12 protein-coding genes are annotated in these 12,982 nt (G+C 71.2%); 6 read left to right on the top strand and 6 right to left on the bottom strand.

The window, feature by feature from the left end:
* Window positions 1-78: 78 nt before the first annotated feature.
* From folB to ACZ5WC_RS08020, 3 genes are all read left to right on the top strand, one after another.
* Window positions 79-438 (top strand): dihydroneopterin aldolase, encoded by a 360-nt coding sequence (gene folB, locus ACZ5WC_RS08010; protein ID WP_010063731.1) that lies wholly within the window; start codon window positions 79-81, stop codon window positions 436-438.
* Window positions 435-1,046 (top strand): 2-amino-4-hydroxy-6-hydroxymethyldihydropteridine diphosphokinase, encoded by a 612-nt coding sequence (gene folK / locus ACZ5WC_RS08015; protein ID WP_096631266.1) that lies wholly within the window; start codon window positions 435-437, stop codon window positions 1,044-1,046. The genes folB and folK overlap by 4 nt, the downstream gene beginning before the upstream one ends.
* Before the next feature lie 74 nt (window positions 1,047-1,120).
* Window positions 1,121-1,612 (top strand): DUF3180 domain-containing protein, encoded by a 492-nt coding sequence (locus ACZ5WC_RS08020; protein ID WP_468540018.1) that lies wholly within the window; start codon window positions 1,121-1,123, stop codon window positions 1,610-1,612.
* A gap of 98 nt (window positions 1,613-1,710) precedes the next feature.
* Here the strand turns inward: ACZ5WC_RS08020 and folE are convergent, their stop codons facing one another.
* The 6 genes from folE to dacB all read right to left on the bottom strand — a co-directional run bounded on the left by folE (window position 1,711) and on the right by dacB (window position 9,361).
* Complete coding sequence (gene folE, locus ACZ5WC_RS08025) at window positions 1,711-2,316, bottom strand: GTP cyclohydrolase I FolE (protein WP_096631269.1); 606 nt, start codon at window positions 2,314-2,316, stop codon at window positions 1,711-1,713.
* Between the two features lie 167 nt (window positions 2,317-2,483).
* On the bottom strand, window positions 2,484-4,535 hold the full coding sequence (gene ftsH, locus ACZ5WC_RS08030) for an ATP-dependent zinc metalloprotease FtsH (protein WP_468540019.1): 2,052 nt from the start codon (window positions 4,533-4,535) through the stop codon (window positions 2,484-2,486).
* Window positions 4,536-4,729: 194 nt separating this feature from the next.
* On the bottom strand, window positions 4,730-5,269 hold the full coding sequence (hpt, locus tag ACZ5WC_RS08035) for a hypoxanthine phosphoribosyltransferase (RefSeq protein WP_003968263.1): 540 nt from the start codon (window positions 5,267-5,269) through the stop codon (window positions 4,730-4,732).
* 97 nt (window positions 5,270-5,366) lie between these two features.
* Window positions 5,367-6,491 carry a tRNA lysidine(34) synthetase TilS gene (gene tilS / locus ACZ5WC_RS08040; RefSeq protein ID WP_468540020.1) on the bottom strand — a complete coding sequence of 375 codons (1,125 nt, stop codon included), beginning with the start codon at window positions 6,489-6,491 and terminating at the stop codon, window positions 5,367-5,369.
* 187 nt (window positions 6,492-6,678) lie between these two features.
* Window positions 6,679-7,815, bottom strand: coding sequence for a zinc-dependent metalloprotease (locus ACZ5WC_RS08045; RefSeq protein ID WP_468540021.1), 1,137 nt, complete (start codon window positions 7,813-7,815; stop codon window positions 6,679-6,681).
* Between the two features lie 70 nt (window positions 7,816-7,885).
* A complete protein-coding gene (gene dacB / locus ACZ5WC_RS08050; RefSeq protein WP_468540022.1) occupies window positions 7,886-9,361 on the bottom strand; it encodes a D-alanyl-D-alanine carboxypeptidase/D-alanyl-D-alanine endopeptidase in 1,476 nt (491 codons plus the stop codon).
* Window positions 9,362-9,447: 86 nt separating this feature from the next.
* On the opposite strand from dacB, the gene ACZ5WC_RS08055 reads away from it, so the two are divergent.
* The 3 genes from ACZ5WC_RS08055 to ACZ5WC_RS08065 all read left to right on the top strand — a co-directional run bounded on the left by ACZ5WC_RS08055 (window position 9,448) and on the right by ACZ5WC_RS08065 (window position 12,981).
* Complete coding sequence (locus ACZ5WC_RS08055; RefSeq protein ID WP_003968257.1) at window positions 9,448-9,942, top strand: inorganic diphosphatase; 495 nt, start codon at window positions 9,448-9,450, stop codon at window positions 9,940-9,942.
* A 176-nt stretch (window positions 9,943-10,118) separates the two neighbouring features.
* Window positions 10,119-11,822, top strand: coding sequence for a threonine/serine exporter family protein (locus ACZ5WC_RS08060; RefSeq protein WP_468540023.1), 1,704 nt, complete (start codon window positions 10,119-10,121; stop codon window positions 11,820-11,822).
* 193 nt (window positions 11,823-12,015) lie between these two features.
* Complete coding sequence (locus tag ACZ5WC_RS08065) at window positions 12,016-12,981, top strand: DUF368 domain-containing protein (RefSeq protein ID WP_468540024.1); 966 nt, start codon at window positions 12,016-12,018, stop codon at window positions 12,979-12,981.
* The last annotated feature ends 1 nt before the right edge of the window (window position 12,982 follow it).

The raw sequence follows: 12,982 nt of genomic DNA on the forward strand, positions 1-12,982 counted from the left end.
GGTAGATTCACAGGACGGCACCTCGCCGCCCGCACGCGGCCGGGTGCCCCTCGACCAACGACAGCAGGAGTGATTCGCGTGGATCGTGTCGCGCTGCGCGGCCTCAAGGCCCGTGGGCACCACGGCGTCTTCCCCCGGGAACGGGAAGAGGGCCAGACCTTCATCGTCGACCTGGTGCTCGGCCTCGACACCCGCCCCGCGGCCGCCGCCGACGACCTGGCCCGCACCGTGCACTACGGCGTGGTCGCCGAGGAGGTCGTCGACGTGGTGACCGGCGAACCGGTCGATCTGATCGAGACGCTCGCCGAGCGCATCGCCCAGCAGTGCCTGAAGCACGAGGGCGTCCAGGAGGTGGAGGTCGTCGTGCACAAGCCGGACGCGCCGATCACCGTCCCCTTCGACGACGTGACCATCACCATCACCCGGAGCCGAGCATGACTGCATTTTCCACCGAAGGGCAGAGCGACCCGACCGTACAGCCGGTCCCGACCGCCGTCGTCCGGCAGGTGGACGCCGCGGACGTCACGCTCTCCAACCCCAAAATGGCCGTGATCTCCCTCGGCTCGAACCTGGGCAACCGGCTGGAGACCCTCCAGGGCGCCATCGACGCCCTGGAGGACACCCCCGGTCTGCGGGTCAAGGCCGTGTCCCCGGTGTACGAGACGGAGCCCTGGGGCGTCGAGGCGGGCTCCCAGCCCGCCTACTTCAACGCGGTGATCGTCGTGAAGACGACGCTGCCCCCGGCCTCCCTGCTGGAGCGCGGCCAGGCCATCGAGGAGGCCTTCGACCGGGTCCGCGAGGAGCGCTGGGGCCCGCGCACCATCGACGTCGACATCGTGTCGTACGCGGACGTCCTCTCCGACGACCCGGTGCTCACGCTCCCCCACCCGCGCGCGCACGAGCGGGCCTTCGTCCTCGCCCCCTGGCACGACGTGGACCCCGAGGCCCAGCTGCCCGGCGCGGGCCCGGTCGCCGAGCTGCTCGCCGACGTCGGCCGCGACAGCGTCCTGCCCCGCGCCGACCTGGAACTGCGCCTGCCGGAGTAATCGTTAGGCTCGACGGACGACGGTCCGGCGCACGGCCGGGCCGGGCACAAGCGGCGCGAAGGGCGGCTCACTCGGTGAAGCAACTACGGCTCGGGGTACTGGCGGGCCTCTTCGCCGCCGCCGGTGTCCTCTCCTGGGGCGGGGCCCGCCTCTGGGACTCCCTCGGCACCCTGCCGAGCGTCCCGCTGGCCGCGTCGATCGTGCTCGCCGCGATCGCCGCGATCCTCCTGGCGACCGCCCTCTCCACCCGCGCCCGCCTCCGCGCCCAACGCGAACGCCGTCCCGGCGCCAAGGGCGTCGACCCGCTGTTCGCGGCCCGCGCGGTCGTCTTCGGCCAGGCGAGCGCCCTGGTCACCGCCCTGGTGGCCGGGATGTACGGCGGCGTCGGCGTCTTCCTCCTGGGCTACCTCGACATCCCGCCCCGCCGCGACCAGGCCATCTACGCGGCGGCCGCCGTGGTGGCCGGCATCGCGGTCATCGCCGCCGCCTTCTTCCTGGAACGCGTCTGCCGCCTCCCGGAGGACAGCGACGACGACCGCGACGGCACGGGCGCGGCGGCGGCGTAGCAGGGCGGGCCGGCCAGCGGTCAACCACGGTCGGATGCGACGCCGGTCCCCTTCCTCGCGGAAGGGGACCGGGCGGCCGAGGACTGTCCCGCCGTCCTTCAGCGCGCCAGTATCAGGCTCATGGCCTCAGCACGGGTGGAGGCGTCGCGCAGCTGCCCGCGGACAGCCGACGTCGTGGTCTTCGCGCCGGGCTTGCGGATGCCCCGGACCGACATGCACATGTGCTCGGCCTCGATCACCACGATCGCGCCCCGCGCTTCCAGGATGCGCATCAGGGAGTCCGCCACCTGCGTGGTGAGGCGCTCCTGCACCTGTGGCCTGCGGGCGAAGACGTCGACCAGCCGGGCCAGCTTCGACAGGCCGGTGATCTTGCCCGTGTCGGCCGGGATGTAGCCGACGTGCGCGACACCGTGGAAGGGCAGGAGGTGGTGCTCGCACAGGGACATGATCTCGATGTCCTTCACCAGCACCATTTCGTCGTGACCGAGGTCGAACGTCGTGGTGAGCACGTCCTCCGGCTCCTGGCGCAGGCCCGCAAGGATCTCCTTGTACGCCCGCGCCACCCTCCCCGGTGTCTCCCGCAGGCCCTCACGGTCCGGGTCCTCGCCGACGGCGATGAGCAGTTCGCGTACGGCCGCCTCGGCCCGCTTCTCGTCGAATTCGCCGATCGAACCCTGGCCGTACAGCGTCACCGGGTCGGTCATCTGTGCCTCGTTCCTCTGTGCTGTCCTGTGCGCGGGTTCGCGCTCAGACATCGCAGGCATACGGAAAAGCCGCGCCCCCACAGGCTAAAACCTGGGGGGCGCGGCATCCATTCCGGGCCCGGTCCGGCCCCTGTGACAGGGGTCTCACCGGATGTCGGGGTGGCGGTCTAGCTGTCCGGACGCTCCTCGGGGATCGCCTCGGTGGACGGGGCGATGTCCTTCGTCAGGTCCGTCGGGGCGATCTCCGGCGGAGTGGCCGAACCGTTGGCGGTGCCGTTGGTGAGAGCCAGCTCCTTGGGCGAGAGCACCGGGGGGCGCGTCGACGGGGTACGTCGGGCGGACCCGGTCCAGGCCGGGCGGGCGGGACGCTTCACGATCGGGGCGAAGATCTCCGCGATCTCGTCCTTGCCCAGCGTCTCCTTCTCCAGGAGTTCGAGCACGAGGGTGTCGAGGATGTCGCGGTTCTCGACGAGGATCTCCCACGCGTCGTTGTGGGCGGTCTCGATGAGCTTCTTGACCTCCTCGTCGACCAGTGCCGCGACCTCTTCGGAGTAGTCGCGCTGGTGGCCCATCTCGCGGCCCAGGAAGGGCTCCGAGTTGTCGCCGCCGAACTTGATCGCGCCGAGCCGCTCCGTCATGCCGTACTGCGTGACCATCGCGCGGGCCGTTGCCGTGGCCTTCTCGATGTCGTTGGCAGCGCCGGTGGTCGGGTCGTGGAAGACCAGCTCCTCGGCCGCACGCCCGCCCAGCATGTACGCCAGCTGGTCGAGCATCTCGTTGCGGGTCGTGGAGTACTTGTCCTCCTCCGGGAGCACCATCGTGTAACCGAGGGCGCGGCCGCGGGAGAGGATCGTGATCTTGTGGACCGGGTCCGACTGGGGGGAGGCCGCCGCGACCAGGGCGTGTCCGCCCTCGTGGTACGCGGTGATCTTCTTTTCCTTCTCGGACATGATCCGGGTCCGCTTCTGCGGGCCCGCCACGACACGGTCGATCGCCTCGTCGAGGCTCTCGTTGTCGATGAGCTTCTTGTCGCTGCGCGCCGTCAGGAGCGCGGCCTCGTTCAGCACGTTCGACAGGTCGGCACCGGTGAAGCCGGGCGTGCGGCGGGCGACGGCGCCGAGGTCGACGCCCTCCGCCACGGGCTTGCCCTTCTGGTGCACCTTGAGGATCTCCAGGCGGCCCTGCATGTCGGGGCGGTCGACCGCGATCTGCCGGTCGAAGCGTCCCGGGCGCAGCAGCGCCGGGTCGAGGATGTCCGGGCGGTTCGTGGCGGCGATCAGGATGACGCCGCCCTTCACGTCGAACCCGTCCATCTCGACGAGCAGCTGGTTGAGCGTCTGCTCGCGCTCGTCGTGACCGCCGCCCATGCCGGCGCCGCGGTGGCGGCCGACGGCGTCGATCTCGTCGACGAAGACGATCGCCGGGGCGTTCGCCTTGGCCTGCTCGAAGAGGTCACGGACCCGGGAGGCACCGACACCGACGAACATCTCGACGAAGTCGGAACCGGAGATCGAGTAGAACGGCACGCCCGCTTCGCCGGCGACGGCGCGCGCGAGCAGTGTCTTGCCCGTACCGGGCGGCCCGTAGAGCAGGACGCCCTTGGGGATCTTGGCGCCGACGGCCTGGAACTTCGCCGGCTCCTGGAGGAACTCCTTGATCTCGTGGAGCTCTTCGACCGCCTCGTCGGACCCCGCCACATCGGCGAAGGTCGTCTTGGGGGTGTCCTTGGTGATCAGTTTGGCCTTGGACTTGCCGAACTGCATGACCTTGGAGCCGCCGCCCTGCATCTGGTTCATCAGAAACAGGAAGACGACCACGATGAGGACGAAGGGCAGCAGCGAGAGGAGGATCGAGACGAACGGGGACTGCTTCGACGGCGAGACGGTGTAACCCTTCTCGATGTCACCGTTCTCGAACTTCTCCTGGAGCGTGTTGGCGAGCTCGACGCCCTGATTGCCGATGTAGCTCGCCTGGAACTTGCTCCCTGACTCACCTTCGAGCTTCTGGCCGTCCTTCAGCTCGATCTTGAGGATTTGTTCGTCACCGGTGGTCAGCTTGGCCTGCTCCACCTGGTCCTTGCTGATCGCCTGGATCACCTTGGCGGTGTCCACCGTCTTGTAGCCGCCCGACGAGCCGACGACCTGCATCAACACGACCACGGCGAGGACGGCCAGCACGATCCACATGACCGGCCCACGGAAGTATCGCTTCACGTCCATCCATACGGAGCGAAGACGCCCCGTCCCTCCTGCCCGTAGGTAAATGCTGCTGTGAGAAAAGACTGTTCTTCGGACGGTACCCCAGCATCGTCACCGACGACTGCCGGGTACGGCGGAGAATCCTGCTTTCGAAGCTTCAACGGTCCGGAGGCGGTGAGGGTTCCCCGCCGGGCCGGACTCGGGTCTGCCGCGGGTCAGCCGCCGTAGACGTGCGGCGCGAGCGTGCCGACGAAGGGCAGGTTGCGGTACTTCTCCGCGTAGTCGAGCCCGTAGCCGACGACGAACTCGTTGGGGATGTCGAAGCCGATCCACTTCACGTCGATCGCGACCTTCGCGGCGTCCGGCTTGCGCAGCAGGGTGCAGACCTCCAGGGAGGCCGGTTCCCGGGAGCCCAGGTTGGACAGCAGCCAGGACAGCGTCAGACCGGAGTCGATGATGTCCTCGACGATCAGGACGTGCTTGCCCTTGATGTCCGTGTCCAGGTCCTTGAGGATCCGGACCACACCGGAGGACTGGGTGCCCGCGCCGTACGAGGAGACGGCCATCCAGTCCATCGTGACGGGGGTGGACAGCGCGCGCGCCAGGTCCGCCATGACCATCACCGCGCCCTTGAGCACGCCGACGATCAGCAGGTCCTTGCCCGCGTACTCCGCGTCGATCTTCGCGGCCAGCTCGACGAGCTTCGCGTCGATCTCTTCCTTGGTGAGGAGCACCGACTGAAGGTCGGTACCCATGTCCTTCTCGTTCACCCACGTCTCTTTCTCTGCCTGCCGGTCCGGGGCGCGCCCCGGACCGGGCCGGCTGTTCGCCTGCACTTCAGCCGCTTGCGCGTCAGCTCTGCCGAATGACCAGTCTGCCACCCTGCCGCAGGGCCTCGACGCGGCCGGGCAGGTTGATGGCCCGCTGGCCGCGCCAGCCGGTGATCAGCCGGTCGACTTCTTCGAGGTGGCGGGCGAAGAGGGAACCGGCGGGCGCCCCGGCCTCGATCACGGCCCGGCGCAGCACCCGGCGGCGTACCGCGGGCGGCAGGGCGTAGAGCTTGGCGCACTCCAGGCGGCCGGTCTCGTCGCGCACGGACAGCTCGGCCTCGGCGGCCCAGGTGTCCAGGGCGTCGGCGTCGTCGCGGGAGAGCTGGGCGGTCCGGGCGAGGGCTTCGACGACGCCTTTGCCGAGCGCCTTCTCCAGGGCGGGCAGGCCTTCGTGGCGGAGCCGGGAGCGGGTGTAGGCGGGATCGATGTTGTGCGGGTCGTCCCAGACGGGGATCGACTGGACGAGGCAGGCCTTGCGGGCGGTCTGGCGGTCGAGCTGGAGGAAGGGGCGGCGGTAGCGGCCCGCCGGTCCGGAGGCGGCGGCCATGCCGGAGAGCGAGCGGATGCCGGAGCCGCGGGCGAGGCCGAGGAGGACGGTCTCGGCCTGGTCGTCACGGGTGTGGCCGAGCAGGACGGCGGCGGCGCCGTGGCGCTCGGCGGCGGCGTCCAGCGCGGCGTAGCGAGCGTCACGGGCCGCGGCTTCGGGGCCGCCCTCGCGCCCGACGTGCACGGCGACGGCCTCGACGGGGTCGAGGTCCATGGCGGTGAGCCGGGCGACGACCTCGGCGGCGCGGAGGTCGGATCCCGGCTGGAGGTTGTGGTCGACGGTGATGCCACCGGCCCGGACGGCGAGCTTGCGGGCCTCGAACGCGAGGGCGGAGGCGAGCGCCATGGAGTCGGCGCCGCCCGAACAGGCGACGAGGACGAGCGGGGTGTCGGGCCGTTCGGGGAGGGCGGGCCGCTCGGGGAGAGCCTGCCTGCCCGAGGCGCCGGCCTCGGCGTAGTGGGAACGGGCGGCGTGCGCGGGGCGCCGGGCCGCTTCGGCGGGCCGGCCGTGGCCGTCGTGCCGGTGGAATTCGGTGAGGACGTCGTGGAGTACGCGGCGGACCGCCAGGCGTATCGCCGCGACCGCAGGATGGGGACCCATGTCCGGTGCCCTTCGTGGAGTTTCGGGAGGAGCGTCGAGCGCCGGAACGCGTGAGTCCCGTCACTCAGAGTGCGTCGATGGTGACAGAGGCAAGCTGTTCATCGAGCATTGCACGCCTTCCCGTGCCCCTATGGTCCCTCGGATGGGTGATTGGAGGGCAGTTTCCCGGTCCCGGGCCGGAAAAGGGTCACGATTCCGCCTTGCGGTGCACCCGTGCGACCCAGTCGGCGGGCTTGGCGATCTCGGCCTTGGTCGGGAGGGTGTTGGGTGAGGTCCAGACGCGGTTGAAGCCGTCCATGCCGACCTCGTCGACGACCGATCGTACGAACTTCTCGCCGTCCTTGTACTGCCGGAGCTTGGCGTCCAGGCCGAGGAGCTTGCGCAGGGCCTGGTCGAGGCGGCCTGCGCCCCGGGCCCTGCGCTGCTGGAACTTCTCCCGGATCTCGGCGACGGAGCCGACGACCTCGGGGCCGACGCCGTCCATCACGTAGTCCGCGTGTCCTTCCAGGAGGGACATGACGGCGGTGAGCCGGCCGAGCACCTCGCGCTGGGCGGGGGTCTGGACGATGTCGACGAGGCTGCGGCCGCCGTCCTCGCCCTGTTCGCCCTCGGGGCGTCCGGCGCCGGAGAGGGACTGGGCGGCTTCGCGGAGCCGTTCCAGGAAGGTCATCGGGTCGACGTCGGTCTCGTCCAGAAACGTCTGGATCTCGCCCTGGAGGTGGTCGCGGAGCCAGGGCACGCCGGTGAACTGGGTGCGGTGGGTCTCCTCGTGGAGGGCGACCCAGAGCCGGAAGTCGTGCGGGGCGACATCCAGCTCGCGTTCGACGTGGACGATGTTGGGGGCGACCAGGAGCAGCCGTCCGCCGCCGTTCGCGGAGGCGGGGAGGTCGCGGGTGGCGGGGGCGAACGTCTCGTACTGGCCGAGCACCCGGGAGGCGAGGAACGAGAGCAGCATGCCCAGCTCGACGCCGGTCACCTTGCCGCCGACCGCACCGAGGACGGCGCCGCCCGGTCCGCCGGGGCGGCGGCTCTCCATCTTGGCGAGCAGGGGGCGCAGCAGCTCCCGGAAGCCCGCGACATTGGCCCTGATCCAGCCGGCCCGGTCGACGACGAGGACAGGGGTGTCCTCCGGTTCGGTCCCCTCGGGGATCATCCGGGTGAAGTGGCGGACGTGTTCCTCGGAGGCCCTGGCGTGCCGCCGGAGCTCCGCGACGACGGCGCGGGCCTCCTCGCGGCTGATCTCGGGCCCCGGCCGTACGAGTCGGGTCGCGGTCGCCACCGCGAGATTCCAGTCGACCATCTCGGCACCACCGATGCTCGTCATGCGTCAACCGTACGGGAGCGGATCGCCCGGTGGTGGGGTGTTGCACCGCTCTTCGGGTGCCGGGTGCGGCTCAGCGGGCCGGTCCGGCGACGGCCTCGGCCAGGGCGTCGAGGGCGGCTTCGGCCTCGGGGGCCGAGGCGGTGCCGGAGGCGAGGAAGGCGAAGGCGAGGAGGCGGCCCCGGTCGTCGACGACGGTTCCGGCGAGGGCGTTGACGCCCCGGAGGGTGCCGGTCTTGGCGCGGATCAGGCCGGTGGCGCCGGGGGCGTCCTGGTAGCGGGTGCTGAGGGTGCCGCTGAATCCGGCGACGGGGAGGCCGGTGAGGACGTGGCGCAGTCCGGGGCGGTCCGGGTCGGCGGCGCGGGCGAGGAGGGCGGTGAGGAGGGCGGTGGTGACCCGGTCGGCGCGGTCGAGCCCGCTGCCGTCGGCGAGGTGCGCGCCCGCCACCGGGACCTGGAGCTTCTTCAGTTCGTTGGTGACGGCGCGGCGGGCTCCGGCGAAGTCGGCGCTCTCGCCCTTGGCGATGGCGGTCTGCCGGGCGAGGGCCTCGGCGATGTCGTTGTCGCTGTTGGTGAGGGTGCGTTCGACGAGGGCGGACAGCGGCGCGGAGTGGTGGGTGGCGACCGTGCGGGCCTCGGCGGCCGCGCGGGCCTCGCGGGGTGTGCCGGTGACCTCGACGCCCGCCTTCTTCAGCTGGGCGGCGAAGGCGCGGGCCGCGTCGCCCGCGGGGTCCTCGCTGCGGGGGGCGGGGCCGCGGTCCGTGTCGTCGAGCCGGCCCTCGTCGACCATCAGCGCGGTGACGGGGGCGATGTTGGTGTTGGGGCTGATCGGGTGGAGCACGGGGCCGGTGTAGCGGGAGGTGTCGTAGGCGAGCCGTACGGAGTCCTTGCCGTCCTCGCGCAGGGCGTCGGCGGCCTCGGTGGCCATCGAACGCAGGGCGGCCCTGCTCAGGGTGGGGTCGCCGCCGCCGACGAGGGTGAGGGTGCGGGCGTCCTCGGAGAGCCGGGCGGTGGTGGCGATGCGGTGGTCGGGGCCGAGGGCGGAGAGCGCGGCGAGGGTGGTGGCGACCTTGATCGTGGAGGCCGGGGTCATCGGGGTGGTGGCGCCGTGCCCGTACAGCTGCTTGCCGGTGGCGGTGTCGATGACGGAGGCGGCGACCCGGGTGCCGAGTTCGGGCACGCCGATGAGCGGGGCCAGGGTGTCGCGGAGGCCCGCGGGGTCCTGGGGGGTGTCGCGGGTGACGGTCCCGAGGGCGGGAAGGACGGGCGGGGCGCTGGGGGCCGCCGGGGGCGTGTCGGGCGTGGGGCGGCCGTGATGTGCGCCACCTGTGGGGTCCGCGGCGGCTGCCACCTCCCGCTCGGCCTTACGCTGACCGTTGTCCCAGGGGCCGGCGGCGAGGACGGCGCCGGCAGCGACGACCAGGCCGAGCGTGGCGGAGCCTGCGATGACCTGCCAGGTGTGCGAGCCGTTGCGCCGATGCGTCAGGCTCTTCAGCCTGCCCCACGGGTCCGACGGACGGTTCGACGGTCTTTCCACCGGCTCGGCCACCGTTGACCAGCCCCTTTCGCGAGCACTCTTCTGCGTGGGGGACACTTAATCACCAGTCGTATGTGTTGATCATGGAGGAGCCACCCGTGGAGTTCGACGTCACCATCGAGATCCCGAAGGGTTCGCGGAACAAGTACGAGGTGGACCACGAGACCGGTCGGATCCGCCTGGACCGTCGACTCTTCACCTCGACCAGCTACCCGGCCGACTACGGCTTCGTCGAGAACACCCTCGGCGAGGACGGCGACCCGCTGGACGCGCTGGTCATCCTGGACGAGCCGACCTTCCCCGGTTGCCTCATCAAGTGCCGTGCCATCGGCATGTTCCGGATGACCGACGAGGCGGGCGGCGACGACAAGCTGCTCTGCGTCCCGGCGTCCGACCCGCGGGTGGAGCACCTGCGCGACATCCACCACGTGTCGGAGTTCGACCGCCTGGAGATCCAGCACTTCTTCGAGGTCTACAAGGACCTGGAGCCGGGCAAGTCCGTCGAGGGCGCCGACTGGGTCGGCCGCGCCGAGGCGGAGGCCGAGATCGAGGCCTCGTACAAGCGCCTTGAGGCGCAGGGCGGCGCGCACTGACGTCCCTCTCCCGGTTCCGTTTGTGAGCCGGACGGCCGTACGGGAACGGGCGGTACACCTTCGCGGGTGTGCCGCCCGTTTCGCTGTCCGCACTCCTGCGTGTGCGGGGCCCATGCCGGTGGCCATACTGGGCAGACGAGTGCCCGGGACATGCAGCCAAGGAGGAACGAGGTCGAGTGGTGGCGGAATCGGGCGGTCCAGAGGACCAGAAGCCCCAGTCCGACGAGGCACGGAGTGCTTTCGCTCCGCCTCCGGGGACAAGTCATCCGGCCTCACCGCCCGAGGAGGACCATCCGACGTCGGAGTTCGCGCTGCCGAGCGGGGTGCACCAGGACCCGGGCGGCCCGGCGTCCTCGGGCGGTGGCCCCGGAGGCGCTTCGCACTCCGACACGCTGAGTTCCGCTTTCACCCCGCCGAGCACGTACAAGGCTCAGCAGTCGCCGCCCGCGTTCACTCCGGCGCAGGGCATTCCGATGGTCAGGATGACCAAGGAGGCGCCCTGGCAGGACCGGATGCGCACGATGCTGCGGATGCCGGTGACCGAGCGGCCGGCCGCGGAGACCATTCAGCGCACCGACGACGAGACCGGCCCCGCCGTGCCGCGCGTGCTCGACCTGACGCTGCGTATCGGGGAGCTGCTGCTCGCGGGCGGTGAGGGCGCCGAGGACGTCGAGGCGGCGATGTTCGCGGTGACCCGCTCGTACGGTCTCGACCGCAGCGAGCCGACGGTCACGTTCACGCTGCTGTCCATCTCGCACCAGCCGTCGCTGGTCGACGATCCGGTCACGGCGAGCCGTACCGTACGCCGCCGGGGCACCGACTACACCCGGCTGGCGGCGGTCTTCCGGCTGGTGGACGACATCACCAGCGAGGACACCGACGTCTCCCTGGAGGAGGCCTACCGGCGGCTCGCGGAGATCCGCAGGAACCGGCACCCGTACCCGGGCTGGGTGCTGACGGCGGCCGCCGGGCTGCTGGCGGGCTCGGCCTCCGTGCTGGTCGGCGGTGGGGTGCTGGTGTTCATCGTGGCGGCGACGGGCGCGATGCTCGGCGACCGTCTCGCGTGGCTGTGCGCCGGGCGCGGACTGCCGGAGTTCTACCAGTTCACGGTGGCCGCGATGCCGCCCGCCGCGATGGGGGTGGCGCTGACGCTGACCCATTCCACGGACGTCCGCCCGTCCGCGGTGATCACCGGTGGGCTGTTCGCCCTGCTGCCGGGGCGGGCGCTGGTGGCGGGGGTGCAGGACGGCCTCACCGGCTACTACATCACCGCCTCGGCCCGGCTGCTGGAGGTCATGTACTTCTTCATCGGGATCGTGGCGGGCGTGCTGATCATCCTGTATCTCGGGGTGCAGCTGGGGGCGCAGCTCAATCCCGAGGCGCAGTTCGTGCCCAACGACCGGCCGGTGCTCCAGATCCTGGCGTCGATGGCGCTGAGTCTGGCCTTCGCGGTCCTGCTCCAGCAGGAGCGGTCGACCGTGCTGGCGGTCACCCTGAACGGCGGTGTCGCCTGGATCGTCTTCGGGGCGATGGCCCGCACCGGGGACATCTCGCCGGTCGCGGCGACGGCGGCGGCGGCCGGTCTGGTGGGCTTGTTCGGGCAGCTGTTCTCGCGCTACCGGTACACGTCCTCGCTGCCGTACATCACGGCGGCGATCGGGCCGCTGCTGCCCGGTTCGGCGACGTACTTCGGTCTGCTGGGCGTGGCCCAGAACGACGTGACCCAAGGGCTGACCTCGCTGTCGACGGCGGTCGCGACGGCGCTGGCCATCGCGATCGGGGTGAACCTGGGGAGCGAGATCTCCCGGCTGTTCATGGGGGTGCCGGGGGCGGTCGGCGGGGCGAGCCGCCGGGCGGCGAAGCGGACCCGAGGGTTCTGAGGGAGCGGCGGTCCCGTCCGTTCCGCCTGCCGACCCCTCCTCGTACGGCCACTGCGGCGCGGCGCCCGAGGGCTGTCCCGCAATCCTCGTGCGCCCGCCAGGGGTTACGGGACAGCCCGTAGGATGGTCGCCTGCTCCCCTCAAGGCCGAGAGCCGAACCATGGCCGAGAGCCGACAGTCGAAACAGGAGATCATGGCGAAGCCATCCGGCCACCACGTCTTCAACGCCTTCCGCGGCGCTCTCATCGGCACCGCGGAGGCCGTCCCCGGCGTCAGCGGCGGCACCGTCGCACTGATCACCGGCGTGTACGAGAAGCTGATCGACGGCGCCGGTCATATCACCAGCGCGCTGCGCATGGGCGCGTCCGACCTGCCCCGCGGCCGCGGGACCGCGCGCGCCAGGGCCGAGCTGCGGAACGTCGACTGGACGGTCCTGCTCCCGCTCCTGGCGGGCATGGCGGTGGCCCTGGTGCTCGCGGCCAAGCTGATCGCGCCCCTGGTCGAGGAGCACCCCCAGTCCGCCTACGCCCTGTTCTTCGGTCTGGTGCTGGCCTCCCTGTGGGTGCCGTACTCAGGCTCGGGAAAGCGCTGGACCGTCGGGAACTACGCGCTCTGCGTGGTCGTCGCGTTGGGCGCCTTCACTCTGACGGGGCTGCCGCCCGGCGACATGCCGACCCACCCCGTGGTGGTCGCGCTGGCCGGCTCGATCGCGATCTGCGCGCTGGTCCTTCCCGGTATCTCCGGCTCGTTCCTGCTGCTGACCATGGGCCTGTACGAGCCGACGATCGAAGCCGTCAACGAGCGTGACTTCGGCTATCTCGCAGCCTTCGCGCTGGGCTGTGCGGTGGGGCTCGCGCTCTTCGTCAAGCTGCTGAAGTGGCTGCTGGCGAACTACCACCACATGACGCTGGTCGTGATGACCGGTCTGATGGCTGGTTCACTGCGCGCGCTGTGGCCCTGGCAGGACGATGACCGCGGGCTGCTCGCCCCCAGCGGCTCGGTCGGCCTGAGCTGCGCCCTGTTCGCGCTCGGCGCCGCCGTGGTGATCGCTGTTCTGGTGGTGGAGCACCGGGCTCAGGGCAAGAAGGCGGAGCCGTCGGCCGCCGCACCGAAGCGCGGTCGGCACGCGCGCGTCAACTCGGGCTCCGGGCGGGACTGAG

The organism is Streptomyces sp. NPDC033165, assembly GCF_055577965.1.

Excerpts from the sequence above, each read along its gene's own strand:
- folK (WP_096631266.1), top strand. The coding sequence starts at position 435 with ATGACTGCATTTTCCACCGAAGGGCAGAGCGACCCGACCGTACAGCCG.
- folE (WP_096631269.1), bottom strand. The coding sequence starts at position 2,316 with ATGACCGACCCGGTGACGCTGTACGGCCAGGGTTCGATCGGCGAATTC.
- ACZ5WC_RS08065 (WP_468540024.1), top strand. The coding sequence starts at position 12,016 with ATGGCGAAGCCATCCGGCCACCACGTCTTCAACGCCTTCCGCGGCGCT.
- tilS (WP_468540020.1), bottom strand. The coding sequence starts at position 6,491 with ATGGGTCCCCATCCTGCGGTCGCGGCGATACGCCTGGCGGTCCGCCGC.
- ACZ5WC_RS08045 (WP_468540021.1), bottom strand. The coding sequence starts at position 7,815 with ATGACGAGCATCGGTGGTGCCGAGATGGTCGACTGGAATCTCGCGGTG.
- hpt (WP_003968263.1), bottom strand. The coding sequence starts at position 5,269 with ATGGGTACCGACCTTCAGTCGGTGCTCCTCACCAAGGAAGAGATCGAC.
- ftsH (WP_468540019.1), bottom strand. The coding sequence starts at position 4,535 with ATGGACGTGAAGCGATACTTCCGTGGGCCGGTCATGTGGATCGTGCTG.